This window comes from Deltaproteobacteria bacterium, from assembly GCA_016875395.1.
Classification (GTDB): Bacteria; Myxococcota_A; UBA9160; order UBA9160; family UBA6930; genus VGRF01.
Genome location: VGRF01000011.1, coordinates 96,296 through 113,104, shown reverse-complemented (window position 1 = coordinate 113,104; position 16,809 = coordinate 96,296). Strand labels below are relative to the sequence as shown.

The window sequence follows — 16,809 nt, the reverse complement described above, 5'->3', positions numbered from 1 at the left end:
TTAGCCGGGCCGACGCTCCGAGACCGAGGGCTGAATCATCAGCGTGGGCACGCCGCAGGTTCCCGACTTCACCGTGAACACGAAGGTGCCGGGCTTGCGTCCGGGTTTGCAGGGCGTGAGGTCGAAGCCCGCTTCGCTGAGGCGCGCATGCGCGGCGGGTGCATCCGCGACGCGATAGGCGACACCCGCTGGACGGTCGGGGCCGGTGCGCGGCGCGTCCGGCTTCAGCGACGACACCACCTCGAGCGTGAAGTGGCCGAGCCGGAAAAACTGCTGACGCGCGCCCCAAGGAAACTCCTTGTCGAGGCCGAGTCGAATCCCGAGCGCCTCGCCGTAGAGCGACTTCGCGCGCTCGGCATCGGGCGTCGCGATCACGAGGTGATCGACGGAGTCGGTCGTCGCGCCCGCGTTCTCGTCGGTCGCGGGCGAGAGCGGCAGAAGGTCGGGCGGCGAGAGATGCTCGATCGCGAAGAGCTGCAGGCCGTGGGTCGCGGCTCGATCGAGCAGCACGTTGCGCCACTTGCGAAACGCCCCCGAGTCCGAGTCGCGCCCGAGGCCCGGCTGCAGCGCGCTCGGCGCGAGCCCGCGCGCTTGCGCGTGCGCGCGAAACGCCTCGGCATCGGGGGTCGCGAACGCGAGCGCGAAGACGCCCTCGCCGCTCGCGTCGAGCCAGTCACCGAGCCAGCGTCCGGCGCCAGCCGCTGGCGCGAGCAGCTCGAGGTACGTGTTCTCGAGCCGAAACAGCGCGTTCTCAGTGCCGAGGGCCGGGTGCTCGCCGCGCCAGGTTGCGGCGCGCCCGAGCAGGCGTGCGTAGCTGCGCTGCGCGGAGGTGAGGTCGCGAACGGCGATCACGAAGTGGTCGAGTGCAGTCAGCATCGGGCCAAGATGGCACGCGGCGAACGCCGAGGCCGCACGGAAAACTTCTTCCGCACGCGGAACGAGAGTTCCATCTCGTGGGCAGTCGCCAATCTCGAACTTCTGCTGTTTCGCGGACTTACACGCGTGGAGCCGTGCGGCATGGCAATTGCTGTTGCGCTTCCCGTGCTGCTCCCATCTCCGGAGTCCTACATGCGACTACTGCGTCCGCTGCTGCTGCTGCTCGCCCTCGCGCTACCCGGCGCTCTTCAAGCCGCACCACTCAACTTCGTGCCCGACCAGGGGGCGATGACGCTCCATGTTTGGGCGGGCAACACTCTGATCGCGAGCGGTCAAGGTCAATTGGACTCGGGCTTTCTCGTGTTCGACCCAACGACCGGCGTCGTCTCCGACCTCGACCTGACCGCGATGAACCTGGCGATCTGGGCGTCGGCGCTGCCGGGCGCCTACAACGCGCTTCTGCTGAAGGTGAACGTGGCGCCTGGCGCCGGCTTCGCCTCCACGGGCGACACCACCAACCCGTACAACATCTCGATCGGCCCGCTCGACGTCGCGTACCTGGGATCGATGGTCGATGCGACCACGCCGGTGACGGTCCCGAGTGTTCCGATCTTCGGGACGCTGTCGGTCAGCGCGCTCGACGTCACGATCCTGTACGACCCGGCCACGTCGCGGCTCAGCTTCCAGGGCGTGAAGCTCGCCGAGTTCGTGCACAACGGAGTCACTCTCACGGTTCGGGGCAACATCGAGTTCGTGGGCCAGCCGGTGCCCGAGCCGGCATTGGCAGCGCTCGCGCTCACCGGCATCGCCGGGCTCGCGACGTTCGGCCGACGCCGCTTCTAGACCCTGCGCTTTCCCAAAACGCCCGGCCTTCGCGCCGGGCGTTTTCGTTTCGAGCCCTCACGCGCTCGGGTAGCCTCGCCGATCTCTGAGTTTTCGGCGGAGGCGTGATGGCGGAGCGCGAGAAACCCTGGGTGTTCCGAACGTACTCGGGGCACTCGTCCGCCGAGGCGAGCAACGCGCTCTACCGCACGAATCTCGCGAAGGGGCAAACGGGCCTTTCCGTCGCGTTCGATCTGCCCACGCAGACCGGCTACGACAGCGACCACCCCCTCGCGCGTGGCGAGGTCGGCAAAGTCGGCGTGCCGGTCGGCTCGATCGAGGACATGGACACGCTGTTCCGCGGGATCCCGCTGGACCGCATGAACACCTCGATGACGATCAACGCGACGGCCGCGTGGCTGCTCGCGCTCTACGTCGCCGCCGCGGAGCGCCAGGGCGTCGCCGCGAGCAAGCTCTCGGGCACGACGCAGAACGACATCGTCAAGGAGTACCTGTCGCGCGGGACGTACGTGTTTCCGCCGGAGCCATCGATCCGCCTGATCAGCGACATGATCGCGTTCACGGTCGACGCGATCCCGAAGTGGAATCCGATCAACATCTGCTCCTATCACCTGCAGGAAGCCGGCGCGACGCCGGTGCAGGAGATCGCGTACTCCTTCGCCAACGCGATCGCCGTGCTCGACGCCGTGAAGGCGCGCGGCGACGTCGCCGCAAGTGCCCTGCTCCGCGTTTTTGGGCGCATCTCGTTCTTCCTGAACGCGGGCATCCGCTTCGTCGAGGAAACGTGCAAGGCGCGCGCGATGACGGAGTTGTGGGATCGCGTGGGCCGTGAGCGCTATGGCGTCGCGGACGCCGAGCTGCGCCGCTTCCGCTACGGCGTGCAGGTGAACAGCCTCGGGCTGACGGAGGCGCAGCCCGAGAACAACGTGATCCGCATCGTGCTCGAGGCGCTCGGCGTCACGCTCTCGAAGAACGCGCGCGCGCGGGCGCTGCAGCTGCCCGCGTGGAACGAGGCATTGGGGTTGCCGCGGCCGTGGGATCAGCAGTGGTCGCTGCGCATCCAGCAAATCCTCGCCTACGAGACCGACCTGCTCGAGTACGGCGACCTGTTCGACGGCTCGCCCGTCGTCGCCGCAAAGGTGAAGGAGCTGACGGACGGTGCGCAGGCCGAGCTCGACAAGGTGTTAGGGATGGGCGGCGCGGTGGCCGCGGTCGAGAACGCGTACATGAAGCAGCGTCTCGTGGAGTCGCATACCAAGCGGCTGCGCGCGATCGAGAGCGGCGAGCAGATGGTGATCGGCATGAACGCGTATCGCGAAGCCGAGCCGAGCCCGCTCACGAGCGGCGCCGGCGGCGCGATCCTCAAAGTCGACGAGAGCGCCGAGCATGCGGCGATCGAGCGGTTGCGCGCGTTCCGGAGCAAGCGCAGCGCCGGCGACGCGAAGGCGGCGCTCGCGAACCTGCGCGACGCCGCGAAGAGCGGCGCGAACGTGATGCCCGCCTCGATCCGCTGCGCGCAGGCCGGCGTCACCACCGGCGAATGGGCCGACGCGCTGCGCGCCGTGTTCGGCGAGTACCGCGCGCCGACCGGCGTGGTCGTGCGCGAAGTGCGCGGCGCGGACCCCGAGGCCGAGAAGATCCGCGCGCGCGTGCGCGGACTCGCGCCGAAGCTCGGGCGGCCGCTGAAGCTGCTCGTGGGCAAGCCCGGCCTCGACGGCCACAGCAACGGCGCGGAGCAAATCGCGGTGCGCGCGCGCGACCTCGGCATGGAGGTCGTGTACGAGGGCATTCGCGTCACGCCCGCCGAGATCGTGCAGAGCGCGCGCGACGAAGGCGTGCACGTGATCGGGCTATCGATCCTGTCCGGCTCGCACGGCGTGCTCGTGCTCGACGTGCTCGGCCGCCTGCGCGACGCGGGCGTGCGCGTGCCGGTCATCGTGGGCGGCATCATCCCCGAAGACGATGCCGCGCAGCTGCGCGCCGCAGGCGTCGCGCGCGTCTACACGCCGAAGGATTTCGACCTGACGCGCGTGTTAGGGGAAGTGGTGGACGTGGCGGAGGCCGCGTCTGCCTAGCGCCAACGAACGCGCCGCGGAGTTGACGGCGCGACTGCTCGCGCGCGACCGAGCCGCCGTCGCGCCTGCGCTGAATCTCGCGGACGACTCGCGGCCCGAAGAGCGCGCCGCCGCGCGCGAGCTGCTCGCGGCGCTCGAAGCGCGCGTGCTGTTCGGCGGCGCGCCGCGGCTCGGGCTCACCGGCGCGCCCGGCGCCGGCAAGTCCACGCTGCTCGACGCGCTCGTGCGCGCGCACCGCGCGCGCGGCGAAACGGTGGGGATCGTCGCGGTAGATCCTTCGAGCCAGAAGAGCGGCGGCGCGCTGCTCGGCGACCGCGTGCGCGTGCGCTCCGCCGCGAACGACTCCGGCGTTTTCTTCCGCTCGCTCGCGGCGCGCGAGTCATTAGGCGGACTCAGCGACGCCGCGCGCGCCGCGGTCACGATCATGGCCGCGGTGTTCGACGTGGTGATCGTCGAGACCGTGGGCGTGGGCCAGAGCGAGGGCGACGTCGCCGATCTCGTCGACACGCTCGTGTTCGTGGCGCAGCCCGCGGCGGGCGACACCGTGCAGTTCCTCAAGGCCGGAGTGCTCGAGCTCCCGGACATCTTCGCGGTCGGCAAAGCCGACCTCGGCGCGCTCGCCGAGCGCACCGCGCGCGAGCTCGAGAGTGCGCTCGCACTCGGCGAGAAGAGCGACGTCGCCTGGATCCCGCCGGTGGTGCTGCTGAGTGCACGCGACGGCACGGGCATCGACGCGCTCGAAGCCGCGATCGCGAAGCACCGCGCGCATCTCGCGGGCAGCGCACTCACCGCGAACCGCCGCCGCGGCCGCGACGCCTGGCTGCGCGGCATGCTCGCGCGCCGCTACGGCAGCTACGGCCTCGCCGCGCTCGGCGGCGCGAGCGCGCTCGCGGAGAAGCTCGCCGCCGCGCCCGAGGTGTCGGGCTTCGCGCTCGCGGAAGAGCTCGGCGCTGCAATCGAGCGCGCGCTGCGGGGAGGCGCGGCGTGAAGAAGTTGTGGAGGCGCGCAGGCAAGCTCGTGCTGTTGTTGTTGCTCGCGGAGCTGCTGTTCTTCTTCATGCTCGGGACGCGGATCCGCGAGCTGTTCGAGGGACCGCGGGAGGTGCTGGGCGCCGTTGATCCGCGCGATCCCGCTCAGAGCGACCCGAATGCCTCGGCCGACACCTCTGCCTGACCTCGAGCGCGCTCACGACCTCATCGCCACGCGCGATTGTGGGTGAGCGACTGCGAACACGGCCTTCGCCGCTCACCCCAGCCCCGCCCACTCCACGTCCGGCACGCCCGCGCGCTTGTTCTCCACCCGCGCGAGCACGAATAACAAGTCGCTGAGGCGGTTCAGGTAGCGCAGCGCCACTTCGCTGAGCGGCTGCGCGCGGTGCAGCGTGACGCACCTGCGCTCGGCGCGGCGGCAGACGACGCGCGCGTGGTGAAAGCTCGCGGCGCCGCGCGTGCCGCCGGGCAGGATGAAGCGCTTCAGCGGCGCGAGCTCCGCTTCGCTGCGATCGATCGCGGCTTCGAGCGCGTCGACCCAGGCCTGCGCGGGCTCGGCGATGCCGCTCTTCGCGCGGCGCTCTGCATCCGGTGTCGCGAGGTAAGAGCCGAGCGAGAACAGCGTGCTCTGGATCTCGGCGACGAATGCGCGCAGATCCGCCTGCTGCGAGTCCGCCGCCGCAGTCCCGAGCACCGCGAGCAGCTCGTCGACGGCGCCGTACGCCTCGACGCGCACGTCGTCCTTGCCGACGCGCCCGCCCGCGAACAGATCCGTCTCGCCCGAGTCCCCGCGCCGCGTGTAGATCTTCATGCGCTCGGATTCTTGCGCTCGTACTCGGCGAGCTCCGCGTCGACGCGCGAGAGCGCGCTCGCATCCGCGGCGGCCGGCACTTGCGCCGGCGTTCCTTGGCGTCGCAAGAACGTCACGATCAGCGCGAGGCCGAGCGCAATCACGACGCCCGGGATCACGTAGGCGAGGACGCCGCGACCCTTCGCCTCGGGCGCCTGCAACATCTTCTCGCCGTACCTCGCGAGGATCTCCGCCTTCACGTCGGCTTCGGGGCGCCCGAGCCGCTCCTGCTCGAGGATCCACATACGCAGGTCTTGCGCGTAGCCGCTGCTGCAATCGGGCAAGGAGAAGCCGGGGCACCACGGGCTCATCAGCTCGTTCGAGAGCGCGTAGCCCCAGCCTTCTTCGGACTGCGCAATCGCGGGCGCACTCATGAAAAACGCAACCAGCACGAACGAGAGGACCGCGAGCGAGCGCACCCCAAGCCGAATCGCGCCAAGCGGATCAGCCGCGGCGCGCAGCGGCGTCGGCTGCATCCGCTGTGCAACCCAGCGCGTGTGAGCACCGCAACCCGCTCGCGACATCTCCTCAAATCTCCCAATTCAGCTGTTTGGGCTCTTTCGTCTCGCCACGCTGCCGCACTTCGAGCCGCTGCGTTTCGGGCACGACCCGCGAGCCCGGCGGCACCGACTCCGTCACAACCGCGTTGCCGCTGATCACCGTGCCGCGCCCGATCACGGTCTCGCCGCCGAGGATCGTGGCGCCCGCGTAGATCGTGACGTCGTCCTCGAGCGTCGGGTGGCGCTTCGTGCCGCGGATCGTCTGACCGCGGCGCGGCGAGAACGCGCCGAGCGTCACGCCCTGATAGATGCGCACGTTGTCGCCGATGTCGGCGCTCTCGCCGATCACGACGCCGGTGCCGTGGTCGATGAAAATGCGCCGTCCGATGTTCGCGCCGGGATGAATGTCGATCCCGGTTCGATCGTGCGCGTACTCGGCCATGATGCGCGGCAGCTGCGGTGCGCCGAGCTTCACGAGCTCGTGCGCGAGGCGGTACACGGCGATCGCCTGGATCGAGGGATACGCCACCAGGATCTCCGCGAAGCTCTTCGCGGCCGGGTCGCCCTCGAACGCGGCCTCCAGGTCTTCCGCCAGGCGCTCGCGCACCTGGGGGAGGCGAGCGACGAACTCGGCTGCGACCGCCTCCGCGACCACGCCTTCCGGCAGCGGCACCTTCGCGAGGAAGCGCAGCAGCCGCTCGGCGATCGCGGGCAGCTCCGAACGCAGCGCACCGCGGTCGCGCTGGTGGAGCACGACGCCCTTCACGCGCTCGGTCCACGCCACGACCTCGTCGTAGGCCGGGTAGCCCTCCGCATCGGCCTTCGCGAGCGCGTCCACCGCCGGCGCGGAGAGCGCCGCGATCGTGGCCTCGTAGACATCGTCGAGTCGCTTGGCTTTCATCGGTGCTCCGGCCGGGCGCAAGGTTTTGCAGCTTAGCCCCAAAGTTTCTGTGAGATTCGGGCAGGATGCCGGCACGGGGGACGGGGTGGCGGAGCGCAGCGAAGAAGTCAGCGCCGGCGGGCTCGTCGTGCGGCGCGGCGCCAGCGGTTACGAGGCGCTCATCGCCGAGCAAGTCGACCGCAACTCCGGGCGCCGCACGATTCGCCTGCCGAAGGGCAAGATCGACCCCGGCGAGACGCGGGAAGAGGCGGCGCTGCGCGAGGTGCGCGAGGAAGTCGGGCTCAGCGCCCGCATCATCGCGCCCCTCGGCGACGTCTCGTACGTGTTCTACGAGCGCCGGGCCGGGCGCCAGGTCGCGAAGCGCGTGCACTACTACCTGATGGCCCATGCCGCGGGCGAAGCGCACGCGGCCGACGGCGAGATGGCGCGCGTGTTGTGGTGCGCGCTCGCCGAAGCCGAGGCGCGCATGAGCTTCGACGCGGAGCGCGAGATCGTGGCGCGCGCACGTGCGCTGCTAGAGTCGCCAGAACCCCCGACACTCTGACTCCCTAACAATCCGGCCCCTCCGCGAGCTCACGTGCAATCGGTCTTTTCGCCGTCGAGCCTCAACTGCTTCGAGAACTGCCCCAAGCAGTATTCCTTCCGCTACATCGAAAAGATCCAGATCGAGAGCGAGGGCATCGAGGCGTTCGTCGGCAAGCGCGTCCACGAGATCCTCGAGCGCCTCTATCAGTTCGTCGGCCAGGGCATGCTGCCCTCGCTCGGCAAGGTCGTGGCCCGCTACCACGCGAACTTCGAGGAGCAGTTCGACGCCGCGCGCGTGCGCATCGCGCGCGAGGGCACGCCGGTCGACTTCTACCGCGACGCCGGCGCGCGCGGGCTCGAGAACTACTACCGCCGCCACTACCCGTTCGACCGCGACCAGACCGTCGGCCTCGAGCGCCCGATTCAGTTCAGGCTCGACGAGGACGGCCGCTACGCGGTGCGCGGCATCATCGACCGCATCGCGCGCGCGAAGGACGGCGTGCTCGAGATCCACGATTTCAAGACCGGCCGCCGCATCCCGAAGCAGGACGACCTCGACCGCGACCGCCAGCTCGGGCTCTACGAGCTCGGCATCCGCGAGCAGCTCGGCGAAGACGGCGAGATGCGGCTCGTGTGGCACTACGTGCTGCGCGACGAGCAGCGCACCTCGCAGCGCACGCCGGAACAGCGCGAACGTCTGCGGAGCGACACGACGCGCGCGATCGACAAGATTCGCGGCGAGAAGGAGTTCGCGCCGAAGCCGAGCGGGCTCTGCAACTGGTGCGAGTTCAAGGACCGCTGCCCCGCGGTGAACCCCGAGCGCGCGGCGGAGATCGCGGCGCTCGCAGCGGACGTGGAGCCGGATCCGCAGCTGAGTCTGCTGTGAGCATGGAAGCGCGCGGCACGCCGACCTAGCTTCGCGCGCCTATGACCCTCCGCATCGAACGCATCCCGACGCTCAGCGACAACTACACCTACCTGCTAGTGTGCGAGCAGAGCGGCGAGGCCGCGGTCGTCGATGCGCCGGAAGTCGCGCCCGTCGTGAAGCGAGTCGATGCGATCGGCGCGCGCGTCACGAAGATTCTCTCGACGCACCATCACCCCGATCACGCCGCCGCCAACCCCGAGCTCGCCAAGAAGTACGGAGCTCCCGTGTTCGGGCATCGCAGCGACGCGGACCGCCTCGCGGGCTTCACGAACGGCCTCGACGAGGGCGACACGATCACAGTGGGCCGCGCGACCGCGCGCATCCTGTTCATCCCCGCGCACACGCGCGGGCACATCGCGTACGTGTTCGACGAGGCGCGCGCCGTCTTCTGCGGCGACACGCTGTTCGCAGCGGGCTGCGGGCGCCTGTTCGAAGGCACGCCCGAGATGATGTTCCGCGCGATGCAGAAGCTTGGCGCGCTGCCGGGCGACACGCGCGTGTTCTGCGGCCACGAGTACACCGCGGGCAATCTCCGCTTCGCCGCGCACGCGGAACCTGACAACTCCGCCGTGAAGGCCGCCGCCCTTCGCGTGGCGAAGATTCGCGCGAACGCCGCCAAGGATTGGCACGACGCGACGCCCGCGGAGATGGTCGTGCCGACCACGATCGCGGACGAGCACGCCACGAACCCGTTCATGCGCGCGGCGACCGTCGAGGAGCTCGGCCAGCGCCGCGCGGCCAAGGACAAGTTCTAGGTCCGCGCGATGCCCGAGCCGCTCCCGCCGCCCGGCGTGCCCGTCACGCGCCACCGCCATCGCGTGCCGTTCTACGAGACCGACGCGATGGGCCTCGTGCACCACGCGAACTGCGTGCGCTTCCTCGAGCTCGCGCGCATCCGCTGGATGGACGAGCACCACCGTCCCTATCGCGAGTACGTCGCCGAGGGACTGCACTTCGCCACCACGCGCGTCGAGCTCGACTACCTGCGCGGCCTGCGCTTCGACGACGAGGTCGAGATCGCGGTGTGGCTCGCGTGGGCGCGCGGCGCGTCGCTGCGCATGGAGTACGCGCTGTCGCTCGTCGACGAGGCGAGCCGGCAAGCGAAGCGCGCAGCGACGCGAAGCGGAGCGGAGCTCATCGCGATAGCGCGCGGCGCGACCGAGCACGCCATGGTCGACACGACGGGGCGGGTGCGCCGCATCCCCGAAGCCCAGCGGCGCGCGATGGCGAGCATCGCCGCCGAGCGCGCGGCGGGCAGCCCGTAACAACTCGGAGCCTCCATGAGCGAAGCCGGACCCCTCACCCCGAAGCTGCTCTCCCTCGCCGCGCGCGCAGCGCAGCTGCTGCAGGCGCAGCGCGAGACGGTCGCGGTGTGCGAAGGCGCGGCGGGCGGGCTCGTCTGCGCGGCGCTGCTGTCGGTGCCGGGCGCGAGCAACTACTTCCTCGGCGGCGGCGTGATCTACACACTCGCAGCCAGCCGCGGCTTCATCGCGGGCGCGGTGAAGCCGCCCGACAACCTGCGCGGCGCGAGCGAGCCGTGGGCGCTGCATCTCGCGCGCAGCGCGGTCGTGAAGCTGGGCGCGAACTGGGGCATCGGCGAAGGCGGCGCCGCGGGGCCCACCGCCAATCGCTACGGCGATCCTGCGGGACACGCCTGGGTGGCGATCGCGGGCACACGCGAGGCCACTCGCCGCGTGCTCACCGGCGACGGCGACCGCGTACGCAACATGGCGGCGTTCGCCGAAGCGGCGCTGGAGCTGCTCGTGCAGGAGCTCGAGGCGGACGCGGCGGGGGCGTGAGCGTTCTACTCCGCCCCTAACAGGAAGCGGCCGGCGCGCAGCCCGTCCGACACTTCCGCGAACACGTCGCGCCGACGGCGCCCCGAGGTCGCGACCACGCGCGCCGCGTGCTCGCCGACTTCCGCGAACGCGCGGTACATCTGACTCACGCGCGCATCCTGCCCCTCGCCATCGCGGCTGCGCACGCGCGCGAGCGCATCCGCCTCGTTCGCGCGCAAGACGACGTAGTGCAGCTCGAGACCGCGCAGCTCGGCGCGCACGAGCGGCAGGACCCACGGGCCGACGACGCCGTCGAAGAACACGTCGTAGGCGCCCTCCGAGAACGTGCGCGCGCAGCGTGCGAGAGCACGCAGGATCGTCTCGTTCTGTTCTCGCGAGTCCGGCGTCGTCGGATCGATGGGCCGCGCGGGGAAGCCGTAGAAGAGGTCGGAGTCGAGATGCAGGCCGCGCTCCGCTGCGAGCGCGAGCCGCCGGGCGAGCGTCGACTTCCCGGCGCCGGGGTTGCCGGTGACGATGACGATCGGCTTCATCGACTCCAGCGCTCGATCGCGCTGCGCACGCGCCCGCCGACTTGGCGCTCGGCCCACGCGCTCGTGCGGTGAATCGCGTCGAGCACGTCGCCCTTGCCGGACCAGTGCGCGCGCACGACGTCGGGATGCACGCGGTTCACGAGGCGCGAGACGGTGAGCGCGAGGACGAAGATGTCGTCGAGCAGGCCGACGGGGCCGAACAGGAACTCGGGCATCAGGTCGACGGGCGACATCACGTACGCGATGCCGAGCAGCGCGATCGCCTTGTCGCCCGGCCTCACGCGCGAGTCCCGTAACAAGCGCAGCACGAGCACGACCAGATCGGGCAGCGCGAGCAGCGCGTCGCGCAGGTCCGGGCTCGCGCCGGGCAGCGGCTTCGCGAGCGCCGCGCGCCAGCGATCGTAGACGCGCTGTTCGCGGGCGCTGAGGTCGATTTCGATGCGGTCGCCGTCGCTCACGTGCGCAATCTATCTCGCGCGCGGGCGCCTGCTGCTCCTCAGGCCGGGCGCGCAATCCATGCGCGGTAGCGCGCGGGCGGGAAGAAGCAGAGGCAGATCGCGACGAACGACGCGAGCACGACCGCGCCGAGGACGACACGGATCATCGGCATGTACGTCGGGAGCAGCGCGGAGTCGGCGCCGATCGCGCGGCCAGCGATGCGCATGCCGAGCACGAACACGAAGCAGAGCGCGAGACCCGCGCTCCAGATCGACCACAGCAGGAAGCGATTCGCGACGACGTGATCCCCGAGCCCGAGCGCCGCGCGCCGCCTCATCTGCCGCCAGTAGAGGAAGGCTTCGAGGAAGCTCCAGGAGAAGACGAGCGCGCGCAGGGCGTTCAGCGCCAGCAGCGAATCTGCGTCTTCACGCGTGGCGCCGCCGTCGAGCGGGAGCAGGGCGAGCGCGGCCAGCGACAACGCGCTGCCGCCCCACATTGCCGCGCGCGCCGTCGGGCGGAAGATGCGCTGCGTGAAGGAGAGGAGCGCGATCGAGGCGAGCGAGAGCGCCACGTGGCCCGCGCTGTTCAGCGCGATCTCGAGCGTGGTGTCGAGTCGGCCGTCGTTCAGCGCCTGGAAGCGCAGCGCGAATCCCAGCCCGGAGAGCGCGAAGAAAGCGGCGACCGACCGCTCGGGCGCATCGCGCCGCCCCGCGCTTGCGCGCCAGACGCGAAACGCGGGCGCCGCGAGCAGCGCAAAGACCAGGGGCGCGATCCACATGAAGTCCGCATCGTCGCAGTGATTGGCCAGCTTTAGGCCAGCGCGAGCTCACGGCCACTCTCGCCCCGCCGTCGTCGCCTCGCTTCGCTCGCTCGATCGCACTTGCTCGGCTGAGCTCAGAAGAACACGCCCTTGCGCTCGCGGCGGCCGGCTTCGAGCAGGTTGTCGATCGCGATCTTCACGGTGGACACGCGCGCTTCGATCGCGGCGTCGCCTTCGTTCGGGTCGCCCTCGAAGTGGATCGGCTCGCCGATCTCGATCCGATACTTCACCGGCAGCGGCAAGATGCCGAGCGGGCCGAGCCACGGGAACGTGGGCGTGATCGGGAACGCGGGCATCCCCAACAACTTCGCGAGCGGCTTCACGTCGTAGAGGCCAGGCTGCTGCTCCTCGCTGCCCACGATGCCCACGGGCACGATCGGCGTGCGCGTCTCGAGCGCGAGCCGCACGAAGCCGGTGCCGAAGCGCTGCAGCCGATAGCGCTCGCGGAACGGCTTGTTCATGCCGCGTACGCCTTCCGGGAACACCATCACGCACTCTTCGGCGTCGATCAGCGCGCGGAAATTCTCGGGTGTGCCGACGAGATTTCCGCCGCGCGTCGCGAGCTCGCTCACGAACGGCAGCTGCGGAATCCAGTACTCGCCGAGCCCGCGCGCGAGCCGCGGCGGCTCGGCTTCGAGCAGCATCGCGACGCCGAGCATCGCGGCGTCGAACGGGAGCTGGCCGGCGTGATTCGCGATCAGCAGCACGCGGCCTCCCGGCACGCGCTCCGCGCCGCGCGTCTCGACGCGGAAGTAGTGCTGGTAGAGCAGGGCCGCGGGCAGCAGGTTGCGCTTCGCGAACGCGGGCTCCATGCCGAAGCGGTCGACGCCGTACTCGTTGAGGCGCGCCGGCACGCGCGCGAGGCGCTCCTCGATGCGCGCTTCGAGCTCGCGCACGGACTCGGGCAGCGCCGTCCGCAACATGTCGAGCACGCGGTCGTATGCGCTCGCCTCGCTCACGGCTCGCTCCGGCGCTCGCGGTGCGCGGCGAAGATCTCGGGCAGCGAGAACAGCGGCTTCCACGCCGTCGCGTGCACGAAGCGCTCGCCCGAGATCGTCACGGGATACTTCAGCATGTCGATCGCGCCTTCGGGCCAAGGCACGAGGCCCGCCGCGAACGCGGCGCGGATCCACGGGCGCAGCGCAAACTCCGGCACCGACATCGGCACGCCGGCCGTCTCCGCGATCGCGGTGCGCAGCGGCACGACGCCCGGCCCCGTCACGTTGAACACGCCCGCGATCTCCTTCGCGAGCGTGAGCGCGATCGACTCGCACCAGTCGTCTTCGTGCATCACCTGAATCAGCGGGTCGTAGCCGAGCACGGTGGGCGGGCGATCGCGGCGCAGGTAGTCGGCCATCATGCCCGTCGAGTGCGGCCCCAACACGTGCACGGGCCTCAGCACCGCGGTGCGGATCTCGGGCATGCGCCACACGAAGCCGCTGACGACGGCGTCGACCTCGACGCGGTCGCGAATCTCGGGGTAGGTGCGGCTCGCGCTGAGCGGCTCGTCCTCGTTCATGTACAGCGCGTTCTCCGGAGCCGCGCCGTAGACGGCGCCGGTCGACACCATCACCAGCTGCTTCACGCCGAAGGCTGCGCAGTGATCGAGCAAGCGCTTCGTGCCGCGCACGTTCTGATCGTGGCGGTTGCGGGCGTCGCCGCGGAGCTAGCGCCGTACGCCGAGGTGCACGATGGCGTGCGGGCGCTCGCCCCGGACCACCTCCTCGAACTCACGCTTGCGCAGATCGGCGACGTGCATCGCGATCTCGCGCGGGCGACCCGGCCACGGGCGCGCGTCGACGCCGCACACCGCCCAGCTCTCCGCGAGCCGGCGCGCGAGACGCCGCCCGAGCGGGCCCGCAATGCCGGTGATGAGCAGCTTGCGCATGAGGGCCTCGATGATCGGGTGGCCACGACGCGGGGTGAAGGGGCGCTCGATCCGGGGGAAATGAGAGTCGCCGCGAAATCCTCGCCCCGAAACGCCTCGCGCGGCCTGTTGCTCGCAAATCGAAGTAGTTAAGGTTCGCCCGCCGCTCGCCCCCGGGGGCTGTTCTCCTCATCACTAGAGGATGGGCGTGGCCGACTCCGCACCCCAGTACGAACCGATCAAGATCCCGCTGATCGAGCCGGTCCACGGTCTCGACTCCGTGACGGGACGCCTTGGGGTGCCCGAGTGGTGGCCCACCGGCGCGCGCGTCTCGGTGGTCTTCGCGCAGGCCTCGGACGCCGAGGATCCGCTCCTCGACACGCTGCAGAAGGCGCTGACCGAGCGGAAGTACCTCACGCTGCGCTTTCCGATGCCGTACATGGTCGCGGAGAAGAAGAAGCCCGACGATCCCCTCGTGCTGCTGCGCACCTACCAGGCCGCGCTGCAGGTGCTCTCGCAGGACCCCAGCGCCGCGCCCGCCTACATCTTCGCGGGCGGCAAGAACGCGGGCGCAATCGCTGCTGCACACGCAGCCACCACGCGCATCCGCATCCAAGGCCTCTTCTTCCTCGGCTACCCCTTGCACAAGCAGGGCGACCCGAAGGACGTGCGCGCCGACCGGCTCTACCGCGTGATCACGCCGATGCTGTTCGTGCAGGGCTCGAAGGACCGCATGTGCGAGCTGCCCGCCCTGCGCAAGACGCTGACGCGCGTGGGCGCGCCCGTGCAGCTGCACGTGGTGGAGGAAGCCGACCACCACCTCGCCGTTCCGAAGAAGGGGCCGCGCACGCAGGACGAGGTGAATCGCGAAGTGCTGAGCGTGCTCGAGACCTGGGTGCGCAAGACGCTCGGGACGCCGTAGCCGCGAGCGCGCGAGTGGCCGCGGATTCAGCGCAACCGACCACGCGGGGTCTGACCCCTTTTGGCCCGCCGCGCTGCCCGTCGACCGGTGCGTGAATGAGCGTCCACACGCTCTCCCCCGCCTCGAAGCTGCGCGTCGGCGAGGTACGCGCGTTCACGATCGCGGGGCGATTGCTCGCGATCGGGCGCACCGAGTCGGGGTACTTCGCGATCGACGGCATCTGTCCCCACGCGGGCGCGAGCCTCGGCGAGGGCGAGATCGAGCGCGAGTGCGTGATCTGCCCGGTGCACGGCTACGCCTACGACGTGCGCAGCGGCGAAGGCAAAGACGACGGCGCGCGCGTGCGCGTGCACCGCGCGTGGCTCGAGGGCGACACGCTGCACATCGAGCTGCCGGACTGAGCGACGGACGTCGTCGCGGCCGCCCTCAGAGGCGAGCGGAGCGACGTCTACCGAGCTTGGCAACCGCGAGACCGAGGCCCAATGCCAGCAGGGAGGTGACTGCAGGCTCGGGCACGGCGGTCGCAGAGAAGCCGACGGTCAAGCGCAAGCGCCCTGAGGTGCCGAACGTGCTGCCGAGGAGCGTCGTCGTGTCGATGTCGGCATCCACCGCGTTACCGACCGAGCCCGCGACGCCGGGACCGGCGGTCACGAAGCTCGCAACGGAGTCGGCGAACTGCGTGGGGCCGCTCGAGAAGTTGAGGTCGATGCGATTGATGTTTCCGCCGTTGGAGCCAGGCGTGTCGTAGATGACCTCGATCGTGAGGTACTCGCCCATCGCGTCCGGCGTCCCGTCCGAGTCGGAGAGGAACACGTCGTAGAACTCGCCGACGCTCGACGCGAAGTCGTTGTTCGCGGCGTCGAGGACCGCGAGACGCGTTGCAAGGGCAGCGTCGGAGATCGCGAACACGCGCTGATCGAGGGGATCCGTCGCGAGTTGCTTCGTGTCCTCCCAAACCGTGATCGACGCGATCCCGGGCAGCGAGGCGAGCGGCGTCGCGCCCGCGTTGCCGGCAAACGCGTGGACAGAGAAGAGAGCCGCAAGTCCGATTCCTGAAAGCCGCATCCGCAAGCTCCTTGCCCAATGGAGTGGCTTCGGGTCGCCGGAGGTGGCATCGAAAGGAGCGGCAGACAGCTCGCAACCTCCGCCGTACGGCATCTCGCTGCGCGCGGGGTGGCCCACGAGCTGTTCGGACCCGCGCGCCTTGCGCCGCGCACGCGTTCCGCACCAAGCTGCGCGAATTCGGAGGCCCGATGTCCGATCTCTACTTCCAGCAGCTCGCCGTGGGCGACATGCAGAACTTCGCGTACCTGATCGGCAGCAAGTCCACGCGCGAGTGCCTGATCGTCGACCCCGCGTGGGCGGTGGACGCGCTGGTCGATCGCGCCGAGGCGGACGGCATGCGCGTCACCGGCGCGCTCGTCACGCACTACCACCAGGACCACGTCGGCGGGCGCATCTTCGGCATGGAGATCGAGGGGCTCGCGCGGCTGATGGCGCGCGCGCCCGTGCCGGTGCACGTGAACGCGCACGAGGCCGATGGCGTGCGCAAGGTGACCGCGCTCTCCGAGAGCGATCTCGTGCGCCACGCGGGCGGCGATGCGCTCACCCTCGGCGCGATCACGGTGCGCCTGCTGCACACCCCCGGCCACACGCCGGGCTCGCAGTGCTTCTTCGTCGAGGAGGCGGCGCACCCGGGCAAGCTCGTCAGCGGCGACACGCTCTTCCTCGGCAGCTGCGGCCGCGTCGACCTGCCCGGCAGCGACCCCGCGCAGATGTTCGACTCGCTCCATAACAAGCTGAAGAAGCTGCCCGACGACACGATCCTCTACCCGGGCCACCACTACTCCGCCGCGCCCTACGGCGACATGGGCGAGCAGAAGCGGCGCAATCCGTACCTGCGCGTCGCGAGCCTCGACGACTTCCTGATGTTCATGGGCGCTTGA

Annotated in this window: 23 protein-coding genes; 12 read left to right on the top strand and 11 right to left on the bottom strand. The window is 70.3% G+C overall.

Going from position 1 to position 16,809, the window contains the following annotated elements; translation table 11 throughout:
- Positions 1–876, bottom strand: coding sequence for a VOC family protein (locus FJ091_10955; GenBank protein MBM4383874.1), 876 nt, complete (start codon positions 874–876; stop codon positions 1–3).
- A 9-nt stretch (positions 877–885) separates the two neighbouring features.
- On the opposite strand from FJ091_10955, the gene FJ091_10950 reads away from it, so the two are divergent.
- From FJ091_10950 to FJ091_10935, 4 genes are all read left to right on the top strand, one after another.
- Positions 886–1,719, top strand: a complete 834-nt coding sequence (locus FJ091_10950) for a hypothetical protein (protein MBM4383873.1) — start codon at positions 886–888, stop codon at positions 1,717–1,719.
- 107 nt (positions 1,720–1,826) lie between these two features.
- Entirely contained in the window at positions 1,827–3,794 is a 1,968-nt protein-coding gene (locus FJ091_10945) for a protein meaA (protein MBM4383872.1), read from the top strand.
- Between the two features lie 22 nt (positions 3,795–3,816).
- Positions 3,817–4,782, top strand: coding sequence for a methylmalonyl Co-A mutase-associated GTPase MeaB (gene meaB, locus FJ091_10940; protein ID MBM4383871.1), 966 nt, complete (start codon positions 3,817–3,819; stop codon positions 4,780–4,782).
- Positions 4,779–4,967, top strand: coding sequence for a hypothetical protein (locus FJ091_10935; GenBank protein ID MBM4383870.1), 189 nt, complete (start codon positions 4,779–4,781; stop codon positions 4,965–4,967). Before meaB ends, FJ091_10935 begins: the two co-directional genes overlap by 4 nt.
- A gap of 72 nt (positions 4,968–5,039) precedes the next feature.
- On the opposite strand, the gene FJ091_10930 is transcribed toward FJ091_10935, so the two are convergent.
- The 3 genes from FJ091_10930 to FJ091_10920 are packed head-to-tail and all read right to left on the bottom strand — an operon-like array spanning position 5,040 to position 6,917.
- Entirely contained in the window at positions 5,040–5,594 is a 555-nt protein-coding gene (locus FJ091_10930) for a cob(I)yrinic acid a,c-diamide adenosyltransferase (protein ID MBM4383869.1), read from the bottom strand.
- On the bottom strand, positions 5,591–6,157 hold the full coding sequence (locus FJ091_10925; protein ID MBM4383868.1) for a cytochrome c-type biogenesis protein CcmH: 567 nt from the start codon (positions 6,155–6,157) through the stop codon (positions 5,591–5,593). The genes FJ091_10930 and FJ091_10925 overlap by 4 nt, the downstream gene beginning before the upstream one ends.
- A 4-nt stretch (positions 6,158–6,161) precedes the next feature.
- Positions 6,162–6,917, bottom strand: a complete 756-nt coding sequence (locus tag FJ091_10920; GenBank protein MBM4383867.1) for a serine acetyltransferase — start codon at positions 6,915–6,917, stop codon at positions 6,162–6,164.
- Positions 6,918–7,119: 202 nt separating this feature from the next.
- Here FJ091_10920 and FJ091_10915 point away from each other — a divergent pair, with 202 nt between their 5' ends.
- The 5 genes from FJ091_10915 to FJ091_10895 are packed head-to-tail and all read left to right on the top strand — an operon-like array spanning position 7,120 to position 10,286.
- Complete coding sequence (locus tag FJ091_10915) at positions 7,120–7,578, top strand: NUDIX domain-containing protein (protein ID MBM4383866.1); 459 nt, start codon at positions 7,120–7,122, stop codon at positions 7,576–7,578.
- Positions 7,579–7,611: 33 nt separating this feature from the next.
- Positions 7,612–8,445, top strand: coding sequence for a PD-(D/E)XK nuclease family protein (locus FJ091_10910; protein MBM4383865.1), 834 nt, complete (start codon positions 7,612–7,614; stop codon positions 8,443–8,445).
- Between the two features lie 41 nt (positions 8,446–8,486).
- Positions 8,487–9,242, top strand: coding sequence for a hydroxyacylglutathione hydrolase (gene gloB, locus FJ091_10905; GenBank protein MBM4383864.1), 756 nt, complete (start codon positions 8,487–8,489; stop codon positions 9,240–9,242).
- 9 nt (positions 9,243–9,251) lie between these two features.
- Positions 9,252–9,752, top strand: coding sequence for an acyl-CoA thioesterase (locus FJ091_10900; GenBank protein MBM4383863.1), 501 nt, complete (start codon positions 9,252–9,254; stop codon positions 9,750–9,752).
- 15 nt (positions 9,753–9,767) lie between these two features.
- Positions 9,768–10,286, top strand: coding sequence for a CinA family protein (locus FJ091_10895; GenBank protein ID MBM4383862.1), 519 nt, complete (start codon positions 9,768–9,770; stop codon positions 10,284–10,286).
- A 5-nt stretch (positions 10,287–10,291) separates the two neighbouring features.
- Here FJ091_10895 and FJ091_10890 read toward each other — a convergent pair whose 3' ends face one another.
- The 6 genes from FJ091_10890 to FJ091_10865 all read right to left on the bottom strand — a co-directional run bounded on the left by FJ091_10890 (position 10,292) and on the right by FJ091_10865 (position 13,962).
- The gene (locus tag FJ091_10890) at positions 10,292–10,816 is read right to left on the bottom strand and encodes an AAA family ATPase (protein MBM4383861.1); all 525 of its coding nucleotides are present in this window, start codon (positions 10,814–10,816) and stop codon (positions 10,292–10,294) included.
- Positions 10,813–11,274 carry a DUF1232 domain-containing protein gene (locus FJ091_10885; GenBank protein ID MBM4383860.1) on the bottom strand — a complete coding sequence of 154 codons (462 nt, stop codon included), beginning with the start codon at positions 11,272–11,274 and terminating at the stop codon, positions 10,813–10,815. The genes FJ091_10890 and FJ091_10885 overlap by 4 nt, the downstream gene beginning before the upstream one ends.
- A gap of 38 nt (positions 11,275–11,312) precedes the next feature.
- Complete coding sequence (locus FJ091_10880) at positions 11,313–12,032, bottom strand: hypothetical protein (protein MBM4383859.1); 720 nt, start codon at positions 12,030–12,032, stop codon at positions 11,313–11,315.
- 116 nt (positions 12,033–12,148) lie between these two features.
- A complete protein-coding gene (locus FJ091_10875) occupies positions 12,149–12,997 on the bottom strand; it encodes an acyltransferase family protein (GenBank protein MBM4383858.1) in 849 nt (282 codons plus the stop codon).
- A gap of 32 nt (positions 12,998–13,029) precedes the next feature.
- Positions 13,030–13,704, bottom strand: coding sequence for an NAD-dependent epimerase/dehydratase family protein (locus tag FJ091_10870; protein ID MBM4383857.1), 675 nt, complete (start codon positions 13,702–13,704; stop codon positions 13,030–13,032).
- A gap of 36 nt (positions 13,705–13,740) precedes the next feature.
- The gene (locus tag FJ091_10865; GenBank protein ID MBM4383856.1) at positions 13,741–13,962 is read right to left on the bottom strand and encodes an NAD-dependent epimerase/dehydratase family protein; all 222 of its coding nucleotides are present in this window, start codon (positions 13,960–13,962) and stop codon (positions 13,741–13,743) included.
- 187 nt (positions 13,963–14,149) lie between these two features.
- On the opposite strand from FJ091_10865, the gene FJ091_10860 reads away from it, so the two are divergent.
- Together FJ091_10860 and FJ091_10855 are read left to right on the top strand one after the other, a co-directional pair.
- Positions 14,150–14,863: a hypothetical protein gene (locus tag FJ091_10860; GenBank protein ID MBM4383855.1), complete on the top strand. Its 714-nt coding sequence runs from the start codon at positions 14,150–14,152 to the stop codon at positions 14,861–14,863.
- A gap of 95 nt (positions 14,864–14,958) precedes the next feature.
- A complete protein-coding gene (locus tag FJ091_10855; protein MBM4383854.1) occupies positions 14,959–15,264 on the top strand; it encodes a Rieske (2Fe-2S) protein in 306 nt (101 codons plus the stop codon).
- 25 nt (positions 15,265–15,289) lie between these two features.
- On the opposite strand, the gene FJ091_10850 is transcribed toward FJ091_10855, so the two are convergent.
- Complete coding sequence (locus FJ091_10850) at positions 15,290–15,928, bottom strand: hypothetical protein (protein MBM4383853.1); 639 nt, start codon at positions 15,926–15,928, stop codon at positions 15,290–15,292.
- Between the two features lie 188 nt (positions 15,929–16,116).
- Here FJ091_10850 and FJ091_10845 point away from each other — a divergent pair, with 188 nt between their 5' ends.
- Positions 16,117–16,809 carry an MBL fold metallo-hydrolase gene (locus tag FJ091_10845; GenBank protein ID MBM4383852.1) on the top strand — a complete coding sequence of 231 codons (693 nt, stop codon included), beginning with the start codon at positions 16,117–16,119 and terminating at the stop codon, positions 16,807–16,809.